The organism is Heliomicrobium undosum (genome assembly GCF_009877425.1).
GTDB classification, from domain to species: Bacteria; Bacillota; Desulfitobacteriia; order Heliobacteriales; family Heliobacteriaceae; genus Heliomicrobium; species Heliomicrobium undosum.
Window position 1 is genome coordinate 25,817 of sequence record NZ_WXEY01000013.1, and the last position, 15,114, is coordinate 40,930.

Here is a 15,114-nt window from a genome sequence, read left to right on the forward strand (position 1 = left end):
GGAACGATCAGCCTTCCAGCCAGGCCATCACCTCAGGCGCTTTCTTGCGCATATTCCGGAATTCCCCCTGGGGATAGCCGACGATCAGCGGCGCCACCGCCTGGCAGCCCTCGGGAACACCCAAATCGGCTTTCACCGCCGGGTCGTTGAACAGGCCCCAGGCAAAGCCGATCCAGCAGGTTCCCAGTCCCATGTCTCGCGCCGCCAGCATGATGTTCTGGGCCGCCAGGGCGCAGTCGACGGTCGGGTTGGGACCGGCCGGCTTGGCGTAGATGACGATCAGCGTGGCGGCGTCGTAAAAGATGTTGTAGTCGGGATCGGTAAAGAGCGACCGGTACTTCTCAAAAAGCGGCCGGACGTCGCAGAGGGGAAGCATCATCGCCTTGGCCTGATCAGAATACGCTTTGAGCCGCTCTTTATCCTGGATGACGACGAAGGACCAGGGCTGGCTGTTCATGGCGCTCGGCGCCTGCACCGCCGCCTCCAGCAACGCCTCGACCTGTTGGCGCTCCACCTTTTGCTCCGTATATTTGCGCACCGACCGGCGCCCGTAGATGACCTCTCGCAATTCCATCGAAGCTCTCCTTATCGTTATCGTATGTTTCACGATTTGCTTTCTATCTTTCGACTTATTTTCGTCCTATCCTGCGACGACTATCTTGCCGGACTTCGCTTTTTTCTATTTCGGGGTTCCATCTGCTGCGCTCGATCTCCTGCGGTCCATCTGATGGGCGCTATTCATCCCCCCGCGCCAGCGAAGCGAAGGCGCCGGCTGCGGCCAGCAGCGCGCCGGCGAGAAAGGCCGTCCGCAAGCCGGTCATAAAGCCGGCCACCCCGTCGATCGCCCCCGGGGCCGTATGGACACCGGCCTGCCAGGTGACCAGGGCGCTGCTGACGGCGATGCCCAGGACCATGCCCACGTTGCGCACCGTCGCCAGCACGCCCGAGCCGATGCCGAGGCGGTGACGGGGAACGCTGCCCATGACAGCGCTGTTGTTCGGCGCCATGAAGACACCGGCCCCCAGGCCGAAGATGCTCAAGCGCCAGAGGATATCGACGGCCTGGGCGTCAGGTCGCAAACCGGCCATAAGCAATAGGGCGACAGCGACGAGGGACTGGCCGGCAAAGGCCAACCGCCGCGTGCCCAGTTTATCGGAGAGGGTCCCGCTCAGCGGCGACATGAAGAGCATCAGCGCCGGCGATACGGACAAAATCATCCCGATCCGGCCGGCGTCATACTGGAGCACCTGCTGCATGAAAAAGGGCAGCAGAAACATCATCGACGATAGGGCCATGAAGTTCATCAGGCCGGCAAAATTGGCCGACGAAAAGACGCGGTTTTTGAAGAGATCCAAATCGAGCATCGGCTGCTCCACCCGTCGCTCCCAGGTGACAAAGGCCACAGCGCCGAAGGCGAAAAGGGCGACCAGCGTAAGGATGAGCGGCGACGTCCATCCCCAGTCCTCGCCGTAGCTGCCGGCCAGCAAAAAAGACCCAAGGGTGACAAAACCCAGGGCCGCCCCGGTCAGGTCGAAGGATTGGGGGCGGGGGTCCCGGCGGGCAGGCACCATGCGCAGGCAGAGAAGGAAACCGATCAGGCCGACGGGGATATTGATCAGAAAAATGGCCTTCCACCCGGCCCAGGTGAGGAGGAACCCCCCCAAGGTAGGGCCGAGAGCCAACCCGACGGCGACGACCATGCCGTTCGTCCCCAGGGCGCGGCCGCGCTCCTGGGGCGGGAACACGGAGGCGATGATGGCCGGGCCGACGGCCATGAACATGCCGGCGCCGACGGCCTGCAAGGCGCGAAAGGCGACGAGCGCCCAGATGGTCGGGGCCAGGGCGCAGAGGGCCGACGCCGCCGTGAAAAGGGCGATGCCGATGAGCAGGATGCGCTTGAAACCGTAGATGTCACCGAGGCGGCCGTAGGTCAGGATCAGGCTGCCCAGCACCAGCAGGTAGGACATGGTCACCCAACTGACCGTGTGCAGGCCCACGCCAAAGACCTGGCTGAAGGTGGGCAAGGCCACATTGACGACGCTGCCATCGATGGGCCCCATCACACCGGCGGTCATGACGGAAAAGAGGATCAACCAGCGGCGAGGATCAGGAGCAGGCGTGGGAGCGGCTTGATTCAATGGATACCCCCCCTGTGACAGCGTCTGTGGAAAGCAATGATGAGTAGAGCAAAGTGTCCCTCACCGAATGACTTCGCCCGTCTGATCGGTTATTTGATGATCTGACGAAGCGCGGCGACGGCGGCCTCCCCCATCTTTGCATAACCTGCCCGGTTCGGGTGACAGTCACCCGAGGCAAGGTCAGGGAGAAGGGAATGACCATCGGCAGCGACAAGGGCGGGAAAGAAATCGATCACCGGCGCATGCCCCGACAACTGCGCTCCCCACTGCCGCATCGCCGGCGCGAGCATCTCGTCAAGGTGATCGAGCATCAAGGCGCGAAACTCCAGGAGGCGCGTCTGGAAGGGCTCATCGCTCATGGGGCCGGTCAGCCCGATGACGGGGAGACAGCGGGCGATGAGGATCCGCTCGACCATGTCCTGGTAGTAGCGCAGGCTTTTGGCCGGCGAGACGAGGTTGTAGGCGTCGTTGGCGCCGCCGGTGATGATGACGACAGACCGGGGCTCCACATCGGGGAGGATGTTGATCAGTTCGCGGCGCATGTCATCGGTCGTCGCGCCGTTCACGCCCAGATTGATGACAGGGCGGGCCAACTCCCGCTCCACCATGGCTGTCCAGGAATCGTCCGGTCCGTAAGGGTATCCCCAGGTCAGGGAATCGCCGACTGCAAAAATTTCCGGATGTTTATACATGTCATTTCCACCTCTGGTTGATGTCTTGGGCGGCGCCGGTCGGTTCGCCGTTCATCCTTATTATCAACCATTGACGTTCTCTTCCGCAACCAGACAACAAAAAGGCCCGGCGCGAAGCCGGACCGTTGCGTCGATTCAGATCGGTTGATTCGTCGTATATCCTTTGATTTAGTCGTATCAAATGTAGGAGTCGTAAAAACTCCCGGTTCCGAACATCTGCGGCATGTAGAGCCCCAGGTTCGCGTTTTGCTGGTAGAGGCCGAACTGCTGGCGCGAGAGACTGTACGCGCTCCCGCCGCCGTAGCGGGTGGAAGGGGCGGCCAGCGACGAGAGAGACGAGGTGGAGACGCCCTGGGCAAACTGGCCCACCTTGTAGGCAAAGCCGCCGTAGCCGGCCATCGCCTGTTCGACCCGGCTGGGGTTGTCGGCCAGGGTGGACTTCAACTTGTCGGCGTCCACCTTCAACTTGTTGCCGGAGGTGACGGTGATGCCCACGTCTTTCAGCGCGTTGCGGCTGTCGGAGACGAAGCGCTCCATCCCGCGGCTCAAGGTGGAACTGAGCAGGCCCGCGTTTTTTTGGAGCAGATCGCTCGTACCGTTGAAGGATTTAACGAAGCTGTCGATCTCGCCGGTGATGGCCTTCGCGTCATAGCCGACCTTCACCGCCACATCGTCGGTGGTAGTCGCCTTCAGGGTAAGGTTTACCTTGCCCCCGTCTAGTTTGACGTCGTTGCTCTGGCTCGTAAAAGCCGTGCCGTTGACGGTATACTGGGCGTTCTGGGCGGCCGTCGTCTGGTTGCCGGCGCCGCTGGTCGTGACCAGGTTGCCGGCCGTGTCGGTCAGGGAAAAGGCGTTGTCGGCGCCGGTTTTTTGCGCCGTCAAGGTCAGTTTGCTCTTCGTCACGCCGCCCGAAGTCGTGTCGACCACCTGGGCGGAGACGCCGACGGCGGCGTTGTTGATGGCGTCGGCCATCTTCTTCAGGACCGTCTTCGCATTGTCGCCGGCGCCCACATCAACAGAAAGACTCCTGTTGACGCCGTTGCCGGTGATGGTGAACTTGTTTGTCCCCGCCGCAAATCCGGCGTCGCCGGAGAGGGCGGTGGACGTGAAGGCGTTGCCGCTGTTCTGCTGGGCTTTGGCTACTTGGGTGACGCCCACGTTGTAGTTGGCAAAGGACGCGTTCTTGGCAGCCGACCCGGTGACGGCGGCAGATCCGCCCGCGTCAACGCTCCGCTGATCAAAGACATTCTCGCCGCCGGCGAGTTCCTTCGCCTGCTTCGCCAGATCGACGAACTGCTCCCGGGCGCTCTGGACAGAGGACAGGTAGCGGTTCCGGTTCTCCAGCAACGTCGAGCCCGGCGTGATAGAGGGCACAAAGGGCGTAAACGTCGCAGCTGCCGTCGAACTCAGCGAGTTGACCAGCGATGTCCGGTAGGCGCCGATATACCGGCTGTACCCGATGGAACTGATCGAACCAACCATGACGACACCTCCTTCATGTCGCTTCCCCCTTGGGAGAAACGGCGTTCGCCATGGCAAAAGGAGGATAGATCCCTGCAAATTTATCCTCTCACAGGTTGTGCCGGCTGTCAATATCCGGCAAGAAAAAACAGGCCCTCCCTTCTCACTTTATTTATCGTTCGAAAGGGTCTAAGTGATGAAGGTCTATCCGCCAAAAAAAGGGAGCGGATCTTTGAAAAATCCGCTCCGCGCTGTCGCTTTCATGGGCATCGGTCTTTTGTTTCGAAACTTGCGCTTAATTCATTTCGAAGCTCGCGATCAGGATGAAAGGTATACGCAATTTAAGAGACTTGTGCTCAATTAAAAAAGCTCTTCCTAAACTAGTACCGTCACGCCAGATAGAAGTAATAGGTGTCTTTTTTGTATCGGTCCCGCTTGAGGGGACCGATGTTGGGGAATTTGGGCTTGTAGTGTTCATAGACCCGCTTTGCATCGTCATAGACGGCGGTGATGCGCACGAAGGCCTTGCCATCCCGGGTGGTGGACTGTTCATGAGGCGGGAGATCGATGTTCGGTTCGGTGGGCGGTTGGGCCGGCGGTTGGCTGACGTTAGGGGACACGACGGTTTCAGCACTGCTCGATTCAGCCACCTCGCCCTTGGGCGCTGACGAAGACGGATCGGGACGCCCTTGGGCCAGTTGCACGGGCTGGTCCAACGTCGCAGCGATTTCCGCTTCTACGTCGCTGGAGACGATGGCTTTGCTGGAGAAGGCTTTGGCGACCCGCGGATACTGCAGCAAGGTGACAATCTTCTCCACCTGTGTCGGTGTCAGCAGTTCCTTCTCAAAGAGGCGGATGTAAGCGAGCAATTCCCCGGTGCCCTGGGTGACCGGCATCGAACAATCATTCGCCTTCAGCCATTTGGCGCAGGTAAAGACGACGACCGGCCGGACCCATTCGGACATGGGGTGCGGGATGTTCATCAACCTCGTGTCCTGAAGCCACTTGCCGACCCGCTGAGCATGACGCCAGTTCTGCTGGGTGGGGCTGTCACACTTGACCCAGTTCTTCCCCTCCCGCCGCTTCCACTGATCCTTATGAGCCAGATAAGAACCTTCCCAGGCCTTCGTTTCGATCACGAAAAGCCCCTGCGGACCGACAACGATGTGATCGTTTTGGGCGAAGACCTCCGGATCGGGTTCAACCACCACATCATTCATGACCACCCAGTTATCGGGTAGCCCTTTTTTCAGCGCTCTGGCAACTTCCGATTCCCCATCGTCGCCTTTGTTCTCCCGCTTGGCTTGCTCGACGTTATGCTTTCGCAAGCGCTCTATAAAAAAGCGAAAACCTGCCGAGAAACCCCTTATAACGGCAGGTTTTTGATCTATACTTTTCGACCCCAGGAGGCTGGACCCTTTGTTGGAAAATGTCGGATTATGACAAGTTTCAGTCTTCTACCCGAATCAAGACGATTTTGTCCCGAAAGGCCCCTCGCTCCTCCCGCTTCTGGTCGGCTAATGCTTCGATTTCCGCCCAGGACAGACCATCGCTCTCGGCCAACGCGATGAGGACCTCCAAAATATCGGCCAACTCCTCGGGACTGCCGGAGGCGAGGTATTCCTGCATTTCCTCCTGGAGCTTTGCGAGGAGCAGTTCGCGATACTCAGCGTCATCGGCAACGCGTGTTTCCGGGTACTTGCCGGCGCGGAGGATGATCTGGGGGATGAGATCGCGGACGAGTTTGTTGTGGGAAACGGTAGCCATGGTGGGCGCTCCTTTCTTCCGAGGGCTGGTGCATGAATCGGCGCTTTATCCCTGCGGCGCGACTCTCCGCGCGTAGTAATCATCGTTCTGCCACTGGGCCTCACGCAGGAGCATCTCTTTGTCTCCGGCGGTGAGCTTAACCCATAGGGATGGATGCCACTCCACTTCTGTCAATTCGCGGCAACGGCGGAAGTATCCTTTTCGTTCGAATTTTTCAAAGGGCATCTCAAACAAAAGGTTGCGGATATCGTCGGTTGTCAAATCACGCACACGGGCCATCTTCGCCTTGGGCGCTTCGACGGGCAATCCCTGCTCCTCCCGCTCTCGATAAAAGCGGGCAAAGCGTTCCACGAGGCGATCCACACGCACTCGCCCGTCGGGATCGGTCAGTTCCAGCATGGCCATCAACAGGACCGATTTGTAGGAAAAAACCATATCGGCCTGGCGGACAAATAGAAAAAACTCATCATAGATCGGAAGCCGTGGCGGCGTATTCGTGGCGCGCCGGATCTCTTCCACACGATCAGGCTCGAAGTAGTAATAGGTCCGCTTGCCGAGGGGAACGGCATGATCGGCCTGGACCTTCCCCTTCCTCACCCAGTTGAGCACCGTGTCGTCCGACACACCCAGTTCCATCGCCAGGCGGCGGTGGCTCCACATGTGTTCGATGGCATCCTGCCAGTCGAAGAGATCGACCACTTCGATGTCCTTCAGCCAGAGATGCAGATGGGCCAGCGCCTCGGGAAGCTCCTGGCTGAGCCGAGCCGCTTCCCAGGCTGCCCGTTCTTCCGCGATCTTTTCGGTGGGCGCAAGGGCCAAACGACCGGCCATGTACTCGCGGATCTTAAAGAGGCGGTGCAGGCTTAATCCCTGGTTGTACCAGTTCCCATTGTCGACGAAATCGACCACCAGCAGCGACTCTTTTCCGGGGGCTTTGCGGGTGCCCCGCCCCAACTGCTGGAGGTAGATCACCTTGGACAGGGTCGGCCGGGCCATGAAGAGCACCCGCGTCTCGGGGCTGTCCCAGCCTTCATTGAGGATATCACAGGCGCAGAGCACCCGGATGACACCTGTAGCGTAGTCGGCAAGGATCTGCTGGCGCTCTGACCGGCCTTGCCGGCCCGACACGGCGCGAGCCGGGACCCCTTCGGCGCAAAACAGTTCCGCCAGGCTTTCGGCGTGGGCCACATTGACGCAAAAGATGACGGTCCGCTCCCCCGGCGTCAGTTCCAAGTAGGTCTGGACGATCAGGCGGTCCCGCTCGGGGATGCGCAGTTTCTCCTCCAGGTCTTTTGCCTGATAGCGAAAGCCGTTGAACCGCACGGAAGACAGATCGACGTTGGTCTTGACGCGGACACAGCGGATAGGGACCAGTTCTCCCAGTTCAATGGCCCTTTTCAGATCCATTCGGTGGGCCACCTGCTGAAAGATATCGAGCAACGACTGGCCGTCCATCCGTTCCGGCGTCGCCGTCAACCCGAGGAGGAAACGGGTTTTGAAGTAGCCGATGACTTCCTTGTATGTACGAGAGGTGGCATGATGGGCTTCATCGATGACAAGATAACCGAACTGATCAGGCGAAAAATGGGAGAGGTTGCGGCTCACGTATTGGATGCTGCTGACGATCACCTCTATCGGGGAAACTCCATCGTCGTTTTCAACAGTACCGGCAGCTTCTTCGCTTTTACGCTTTGCCGGGAGATCTTTGGCTTTGCCAAGGCTGCGTCGGCCAGCGCCATCCTCTACGATGACCTCCGCCTCCGGCCAGAGCCGAAGGAAGGTATGGGCGGCTTGTTCGACGAGTTCACGGGTGTGGGCCAGGAAAAGCACCGGCAAACCGACGCGTTTTGCGTCCAGAACAGCGGTTGTCGTTTTCCCTGTGCCGGTGGCATGGGTCAACAGCGCGATCGTTTTCCCTTCCCGGCGAAGCCCGGCTAACTCATCCAATGCCGACGCCTGATGTTCCCGAAGCTCCAAATCCCCCGAGGCGACCTCACCGGCCCGTTGCAGCGGCAAAAACTCGGCCCACAACTGCAGCATCGGGTTGTGGCCCAGGAACTGAACGAGTTCGCTTTTCACCTGTTCCCGGCTTTGGGTCAATTGCCGGTAGGCCCAGCGATAGACCGTCCACCCATGGTAGACGAGGCTGTTCTGACGGATCAGGTCGTCGATAAACTTGTCCTTCGCCACCTGTAAGGGATCATGGTAGCGCTGCCCATCGATCTCCAGTGCGAACTTGTCCACACCGCTCATCAGCGCGTAGTCAATGCGCCTCGGGTAGCCATAGATGTCCTCAAAGGGGTACTCGGGGACGAGGTACTGGAGCTTGTCGAGGCCGAAGGTTTCGGCGAAGAGTTCGAAGAAGAGGTCTTCGGATTCCTTAAACTTGCTTTCGGACATTCTATATATCCTCTTTATCAAAAGTCCTACGCGACAACCTGCTCCCTGCCGATGATGTACGTGAGTTCCTTTTTCAGTTCTCTTAATGAATGCCTGATTCCAAAAGGTCCGACACTGTCGGCATACCAAGGCAAAATATAAAGGTATACTGGGGACTTCAACACGGGAGGCTCGAAAGAAGCAAAAAGCTGCTGCGCCAAATCTAGATATCGTTTTTTGGGTTTACGGTATGCTTGAAACTGAAAAATTGCGTGGCTTAAATCACCGATGTGGTAGTCTAAGCCGTCGCCCCAACGGCCAAATTTGTTGTAGTTGCTCTTTATGTTTTTAATGTTTTCGTTGATTTCGTTTTTAATTCCGTGTTTGTCTGTGATGCTTACCATTATGCCTTGAAACTTCGGCAATTGTCCAATTCCTAATATGTAAAGGATTCCTTCCCAGTCATCTCGCCGAAAGCCTTCTTCTATCGTCGATATGATTGCCCTTTCTACTTCCGGGCTTCTCGCTAATAATCTCTTTTCCGTATTTTCAGAGCTCTTTATTTCTACTCGCAGGTCCTTAGAAACAGAGAATAACGGCTCAAAGCGGTGTTCAGAAGCATTGCAAAGCCACTTGTTCAAAAGCAACATCGTTCATTCCTCCAGTACGAAGCTTCAATCATACGAGACCCAATCTAGTGAACCACCCACCGTTCTTTAATAACCTAATGATTTGTAGGCGCTTAACTGCCTGCCGATCTCCATCCCTTCAAAGGGAACACAAACGGTAATATCCGATGGGAGCAATGGAATTAGATATTTTCTATACTCAATGCCTGCATGAAAGTTTACATGTGTAATAACAAATCCTCTTCTTTTCTCTTGTTAAAAAGATGATGAAACTGAACGCTCACACTACTTGCCCACTCTTTTTTCTTCCCGACACCCATGTTTTTTAAAGTTTCATCATAAGGGTCAATCCATTGGTCCGGAAGAAGCAACCCGTACTTCGCAGAAAGTATATAAACCCTATCGTAACGCTCTAAGCAGTAGGAGTATGCCTTTTGAAATAACGATGATGCAGAATACAATTCGCAAGCTTTACACGCATACGCTCTTTTTCGTTTAGTGCAACTAATCAAACCAACACATAGGTTGTGCGTATCATTCAAGGCGAATCACCCCTATTCGACCTTTTTCCATAATATTTTACTTAAGTTACGAAATTCCTTCACCGTTCTGGTATTGAAATTATAAAAAGTAAAAGAAAAGAACCCCCTACAGCAGCCTTTTCGCCGCTAGAGGGTTCTACCTAAAAGACACCTTTCATTGTCTACTGACCGAGTTCCCTTCCCTTACACCCTAAACTTCCCCACAACCTCCCCCAACTCCATCGCCATCCCCGCCATCTTCTGCGATGTGGCGCTGATGTCCTGCATGGTCGCCGTCTGCTCTTCCGTGGCTGCCGAGATGTTCTCGGTGGCCTTTTTCGATTCTTCCGTCACGGCGGCCACGTGTTGGATGACGGTCATGACGGTCTGGGACTTGTTCACCAGTTCCTCTGTGGCCCGGTTCAACTTATCCACTTCGCTCAGGAACTGACCGACCGACTGGGCGATCTGCTGGAAGCCTTGGCCGGCCAGGTTGGCGACGCGGACGCCGTCAACGATCCGGTCCGCGCCGGTATGGATGTTTTCGGTGATGTGGCGGATCAGGGTTTGGATGCCGCCGATCCGTTCGGCGATCTGCCGGGCGGCGTTGCCCGACTCACCGGCCAGTTTGTTGACCTCTTCGGCCACGACGCCGAAGCCGCGACCCAGTTCGCCCGCTCGTGCCGCCTCGATGGCGGCGTTCAGGGCGAGCATGTTCGTCTGGGCGGCGATGGCGGTGATCATGTCGACGATGGCGCCGATCTCCTGGGAGCGTTGTTCGAGGGCCTTGATCTGTTCCACCGTCAACGCGTTGGTGTCGGCGATCAACTGCATCTTGGCGACGGCGTCACGGATCTTGGCGTTGCCGTCTTCCGTCAGCGTCGCCGTCTGACCGACGATCTCGACGAGGCTCTGCCGTTCCCTGTCAACGACCTGGCTGAAGGCGATCATCTGTGCAGCTACGTCACGGGCGGCTAGCGCCTCTTCCGCCTGCGTGGATGCGCCTGCGGCTAAGGCCTGGGTGCTCTGGGACACCTCTTCCGACACGTCGCTGATCTCCCGGAAGGCGCTGTTGAGATGGCGCGACAATTCCTCCACCTTGGATGACTTTTCCCGGATATGGGTGATCAGGTTGCGCATGTCGTCCACGTTGACGGCGATGGCGCTCTTCAATTCTCCGATCTCGTCATGGCTGTGGGCGCTGTCCTTCGTCAGCGCGTTAAGGTTCCCCGCCGCCAGTTCTTTGGCCAGCGCGGCCAGGTCGACGATGGGGCGGTAGATCAGGCGGGTGAGTATGTAGATGACGGCCATGTTAATGAGAAGCACGACGCCGATCTGAAGGGCCATCTTTTTCTGCATCTCTACATAAGCGGCTGTCATGTCGCGCGAAACGACGACGGCCCCCACTTTGCGATGCCCCGCGTCAAAGATGGGGAAGATGGCTTTCGTAAAGACCGCGCCCTCTTGTTTGACGTCTTCTAAGACCTGCCCGTCGTCAGGCAGCTCATCCACTATGCCGGAGTAACGGAAGACCGCCGGCGCATCGCAGGTCTTGTCGACCAGGACGAGGTCAGGCTGGTCGTCCCAGTTGTTCGCCAGGCCGTGGTTTTTGCGGACTTTCTCCCACTCATTCGCGTCAAGGAAGCGCTTCTGGATCAGCATCCCGTATTCATAGCCGGTCTGCTCTTTGAGGATGCTCAGGAAGTGGTCGATCTCCTCGCCCAGTTCCATGTATCCGATCAACTGTCCCTGCTGGTGGTAGGGAGAAACGACGCGCAACGCAAAGGCGGTCTTGCCGAGCTCCAAACCGGCGGACATCTTCTTTGTCTCAATGGCTTTCAGGTAGGTGACCCGTTTGATCTCGTCGTCAAAGGTCTCTTTCTGGTGAACGCGCAGGAAGGCTTTTTTCTCCGGCTCCGGTGTGTGGAAATACCAGTGGGTGATGCGATAGCGTTCCCGCAGTTGCTGGAACAAGGGAGCGGTGGCGGCGTAGAGGGCCTCCCGGTCGCGCTGCCGGTAGAGTTCGGCGATGTGCGGGTTGTTCATCAAAGCGTCGGTCGTCGACGCCATCATGGCTACATCGCCCTGCATCAGGCGGTTGAAGTTCTCGTTGGATATTTTCAGTTGTTCCTGGCCGTAGGTGCGGATCTCATCGTTGTACGATTTGAAGATCAAGGCGCCGACGGCCGTTGTGCTGAGCAGGATGGAAATCAGCGTGGCGATGACAATTTTTCTCTTTATCGTCATACTCGAACATAACCCTTCTTTCATCCCTTTCATCGTATAGTGAAAGTATATTGTGTCAACAAATCCTTTACAAAGATTATTGCATCCCTTTACGAACCCTGTAGCCATGCCAGGAGCAGGTTTGCTTTCGATTGCTCTCGCTTCCTCTGATTACAACGCTTCCTCATTTTACAGCGTATTCTTTCTGCGATATTTCGTTGCTGCGACACTTCAATACCACGATGCTTTCGATGCCACGATGTTTCCATTCTACGATGCTCTCTCCACATTTCCGCCTTCCTGTTCTGCCAGAGGAAAGGCCACAAAGAAGGTGGTCCCCTTCGGACCGGTTTCAAAGTCGATCCGCCCGTGATGGCGCTCGGCGATGGTGTAGCAGGTGGCCAGGCCCAATCCTGTGCCATGGGCCTTCGTGGTAAAGAAGGGGGTGCCGATCTGGCTCTGGATTTCTTTGGGGATCCCCTCTCCCTGATCGGTCACGGACAGCACGACCCGCTCCCCTTGGATGTAGGTTCTGATCGTGGCCGTTCCTCTTTTCTTCATCGCATCGAGGGCGTTGTTGACGAGGTTTAAGAGGAGTTGCCGGATCTCGTTTTCGTCAAGCGCCAGCGGGGGAATGGCGCCGAGTTCTGTCACCAGATGCCTGTCTTTCTTAAAGGCCTGCGCCATTAACAAGGGGTGCAGGTTATGGATGATCTGGTTGAGGTCCTGGAACAGTGGGCGCTTCGGTTTGGTTTTGGCCAGTGATAAAAACTCCGTAATGATTTCGTTAGCCCGGTCCAGTTCGCTGATCATCAATTGAAAATACTCTTCATATTTGACCAGGTCTTCCTTGGAGCCGAACAGTTGCAGGAATCCGCGCACCGTCGTGAGGGGATTGCGGATCTCATGACCGATGCCGGCGGCCACCTGCCCGACAAGGTTGAGTCGATCCAGGCGCGCCAGTTCCCGTTCGAATCGGTTCTTTTCCGTCACGTCGATGGTGACGTAAAACAGGCAGGGAACGCCGTCCAATTCGATGACTTCCGTCGTGATCATGCCTTCGCGTGCTTCCCCGTTCTTCGTGGTGAACTTTCCGATGATGTTCTGCACCGGCCGGTTGGCGATGGCCAGGTGAGTTTCCCGGCTCAGGCATCCGAACTCCTGCTGACTCCTGCCGATGACTTCCTCTCGCGAGTATCCTGTCAGCTTCACCCACGCTTCGTTTACGTCGACGTACCGGTAACCCTGGATGGAGACAATGGAGATGCTGGCAGGGCTCGCATGGAATATCTTGTAAAACCGTTGAGAGGCCATCGTCAGTTCCCGGTAGGGCGATGTGACCATGTTGACGAAAAGCCCTTGAAACAAGAAGTAGTAGTAACTGACTTTCAACGCATGGAGCAGGAGGCCGTTATATGAACGCATGGATGGAAAAACGGAGGACAGCGCCCCCACCGGGATGGCGAGGAGCAACGCCAAGATGACGTACCGGGTGTATCCGCTTTGCCTGGACGGGGCTCGCCGCAACTGAAAAACGACGCTGGCAAAAAACATGCCGGTGATGAGCATTTCTAGGAATATTTTCGTGGCCGTGCTTCCTCCCTGTTCTTCGATAAACAGCTTGGGGAGCAGGTCGGGAATCAAGAAGATGGCCAGTGATACTGCCAACGTTCCCGACAACGTCAGGAAGAGCCATGCCCATCGATGAAAACGAAAGGAAAGCCCTGCTGAGGCGATCAGCAGCACCAACGCTTCGACGAATCGCGCGGTCACCCAGTACCGTCCCGCCAGATTGGGAGGGTCAATGGGGCTTGAAAAAAACCCGAGTAATGCGCCGATATGAAAAACCGTAAACAAACCTACGGACAAGAAACCAAAGCCGAAGAGGTGGCATTCCGGTTTTCCTTTCTCAAAGAGAATCCACGTAATGATAAAACCGGACAAGGCGAGTACGACGCAGAGAAGTTCGAAAATCGCATGGATAATGACAGTGTGGCTTTGCCAGAACGGTAGAAACAGGGCTGTGATTAGAACGGCTGACAATACAATTGCGGCATACCCGGCGCCAATTTGCGATTCTGCCATAGCCTTTGCGCTTGACAACAGGTTTTTCACGGCTGACTCACCCGATGTTCGATATTATGCCTCACATTTTGTCTCTCCTTATGTCTAAAATTAAATGACAGCTCCATTATGCATGATCCATCAGGAAAAACATGTCGAATTATGGATAATAGCAGGAAAAAAACACCCAATCCCCTGCTTTCGAGGATTGGGTATCCCATTGGCGATTGATTGGCTATCGCGCCGCTTTTCCGTCACCCTCGCCGGCAGGTTGGCCTTCTTTCTGAAGCCCCGGCTTCTCGATGCCGTCACAGTTGCCGATGATGCCGCAGCCGCTCTGCAGCCGTCCGGCCGCGCTCGCCTGCTCCCCCGGCGCACCCTTTTTGACGTTCCGTTCCGGCAGGTTCCATTCTCCGCACACGTTGTATCCACTCCTCTTCAATGCACACCCTGCGGCTTTAAGACCACCTTGATGCAGTCGTCCTGTTTGGTGTCGAAGACGGTATAGCCGTATTCCGCCTCTGCCAGCGGCAGCCGGTGAGTAATGATGTCCGTGGGGTCGAACTCGCCCCGCTTGATCCGCTCGTACAGTTCCGGCATGTAGTGGATGGCGGGCGCCTGCCCCATTTTGAGAGTCACGTTGCAAGCGAAGAGATCGCCCAGGGGGAAGGCGTTGTAGCGCATGCCATAGACGCCGGTCAGTTGGATCGTGCCGGCCTTGCGCACCGCCTGGGTCGCCAGGTTGACGGCCCCCAAGGCCCCGCCCTGCAGCTTCAAGGCTGTCTCGACCATCTCCCGGCATAGCCGCCAAAAGTCTCCGAGTAGCCGAGAAAGCCGCCGGCCTCGCCGTGTGTGTTGGAGTTATCGCAGAGGCTCTCCAGGTGGTGTTCGCAGTACCAGCAACGGCCGCAGGCCATGGTGAAGGGGATGATGACACGGTCGCCCTTCTTGACGCGGCGCACCTCGGGGCCCACCTCTTCGACAACGCCCATCGGCTCATGGCCGATGATGAAGTTTTCCGGCATGTTCGGCACCATGCCGTGGATCAGGTGCAGGTCGGAGCCGCAGATGGCCGTCGAGGTGATGCGGACGAGGATGTCCTCGGGCTGTTCGATCTTCGGGTCGTTGACCTCTTTGACTTTGACGTCTTTGATGCCCTGGTAGGTGACGGCAAGCATGTGGTGATCCCTGCCTTCTGTCGGTTGAATCGCAGTTGCCGAAAAACGGATCTAATGAG

General features: G+C 57.0%; 12 protein-coding genes and 1 pseudogene. All 13 read right to left on the reverse strand.

Features of this window, described 5'->3' with window-relative positions:
* Window positions 1–7: 7 nt before the first annotated feature.
* Window positions 8–574 carry a nitroreductase family protein gene (locus tag GTO91_RS11860; protein ID WP_161258935.1) on the reverse strand — a complete coding sequence of 189 codons (567 nt, stop codon included), beginning with the start codon at window positions 572–574 and terminating at the stop codon, window positions 8–10.
* Window positions 575–734: 160 nt separating this feature from the next.
* Window positions 735–2,138, reverse strand: a complete 1,404-nt coding sequence (locus tag GTO91_RS11865; RefSeq protein WP_235919567.1) for a DHA2 family efflux MFS transporter permease subunit — start codon at window positions 2,136–2,138, stop codon at window positions 735–737.
* An 89-nt stretch (window positions 2,139–2,227) separates the two neighbouring features.
* The gene (locus tag GTO91_RS11870; RefSeq protein WP_161258936.1) at window positions 2,228–2,830 is read right to left on the reverse strand and encodes a GDSL-type esterase/lipase family protein; all 603 of its coding nucleotides are present in this window, start codon (window positions 2,828–2,830) and stop codon (window positions 2,228–2,230) included.
* Between the two features lie 177 nt (window positions 2,831–3,007).
* Window positions 3,008–4,312 (reverse strand): flagellar filament capping protein FliD, encoded by a 1,305-nt coding sequence (gene fliD, locus GTO91_RS11875; RefSeq protein ID WP_161258937.1) that lies wholly within the window; start codon window positions 4,310–4,312, stop codon window positions 3,008–3,010.
* Between the two features lie 368 nt (window positions 4,313–4,680).
* On the reverse strand, window positions 4,681–5,619 hold the full coding sequence (locus GTO91_RS11880) for a nuclease-related domain-containing protein (protein WP_161258938.1): 939 nt from the start codon (window positions 5,617–5,619) through the stop codon (window positions 4,681–4,683).
* A gap of 121 nt (window positions 5,620–5,740) precedes the next feature.
* Window positions 5,741–6,058 (reverse strand): nucleoside triphosphate pyrophosphohydrolase, encoded by a 318-nt coding sequence (locus tag GTO91_RS11885; RefSeq protein WP_161258939.1) that lies wholly within the window; start codon window positions 6,056–6,058, stop codon window positions 5,741–5,743.
* Between the two features lie 45 nt (window positions 6,059–6,103).
* The gene (locus tag GTO91_RS11890) at window positions 6,104–8,458 is read right to left on the reverse strand and encodes a DEAD/DEAH box helicase (protein ID WP_161258940.1); all 2,355 of its coding nucleotides are present in this window, start codon (window positions 8,456–8,458) and stop codon (window positions 6,104–6,106) included.
* A gap of 26 nt (window positions 8,459–8,484) precedes the next feature.
* On the reverse strand, window positions 8,485–9,087 hold the full coding sequence (locus tag GTO91_RS11895; RefSeq protein ID WP_161258941.1) for a hypothetical protein: 603 nt from the start codon (window positions 9,085–9,087) through the stop codon (window positions 8,485–8,487).
* A 197-nt stretch (window positions 9,088–9,284) separates the two neighbouring features.
* Window positions 9,285–9,608, reverse strand: a complete 324-nt coding sequence (locus GTO91_RS11900; protein ID WP_161258942.1) for a DUF6884 domain-containing protein — start codon at window positions 9,606–9,608, stop codon at window positions 9,285–9,287.
* 183 nt (window positions 9,609–9,791) lie between these two features.
* The gene (locus GTO91_RS11905; RefSeq protein WP_161258943.1) at window positions 9,792–11,834 is read right to left on the reverse strand and encodes a methyl-accepting chemotaxis protein; all 2,043 of its coding nucleotides are present in this window, start codon (window positions 11,832–11,834) and stop codon (window positions 9,792–9,794) included.
* 249 nt (window positions 11,835–12,083) lie between these two features.
* On the reverse strand, window positions 12,084–13,898 hold the full coding sequence (locus tag GTO91_RS11910) for an MASE3 domain-containing protein (protein WP_161258944.1): 1,815 nt from the start codon (window positions 13,896–13,898) through the stop codon (window positions 12,084–12,086).
* 214 nt (window positions 13,899–14,112) lie between these two features.
* On the reverse strand, window positions 14,113–14,298 hold the full coding sequence (locus GTO91_RS11915; RefSeq protein WP_161258945.1) for a hypothetical protein: 186 nt from the start codon (window positions 14,296–14,298) through the stop codon (window positions 14,113–14,115).
* Between the two features lie 17 nt (window positions 14,299–14,315).
* A pseudogene (locus GTO91_RS11920) lies at window positions 14,316–15,055 on the reverse strand (alcohol dehydrogenase catalytic domain-containing protein).
* Window positions 15,056–15,114: the final 59 nt, after the last annotated feature.

What these genes read in the sequence shown, in the direction of transcription:
- GTO91_RS11860 (WP_161258935.1), bottom strand. Translation starts at nt 574, where the DNA reads ATGGAATTGCGAGAGGTCATCTACGGGCGCCGGTCGGTGCGCAAATAT.
- GTO91_RS11870 (WP_161258936.1), bottom strand. Translation starts at nt 2,830, where the DNA reads ATGTATAAACATCCGGAAATTTTTGCAGTCGGCGATTCCCTGACCTGG.
- fliD (WP_161258937.1), bottom strand. Translation starts at nt 4,312, where the DNA reads ATGGTTGGTTCGATCAGTTCCATCGGGTACAGCCGGTATATCGGCGCC.
- GTO91_RS11885 (WP_161258939.1), bottom strand. Translation starts at nt 6,058, where the DNA reads ATGGCTACCGTTTCCCACAACAAACTCGTCCGCGATCTCATCCCCCAG.
- GTO91_RS11890 (WP_161258940.1), bottom strand. Translation starts at nt 8,458, where the DNA reads ATGTCCGAAAGCAAGTTTAAGGAATCCGAAGACCTCTTCTTCGAACTC.
- GTO91_RS11895 (WP_161258941.1), bottom strand. Translation starts at nt 9,087, where the DNA reads ATGTTGCTTTTGAACAAGTGGCTTTGCAATGCTTCTGAACACCGCTTT.
- GTO91_RS11905 (WP_161258943.1), bottom strand. Translation starts at nt 11,834, where the DNA reads ATGACGATAAAGAGAAAAATTGTCATCGCCACGCTGATTTCCATCCTG.
- GTO91_RS11910 (WP_161258944.1), bottom strand. Translation starts at nt 13,898, where the DNA reads ATGGCAGAATCGCAAATTGGCGCCGGGTATGCCGCAATTGTATTGTCA.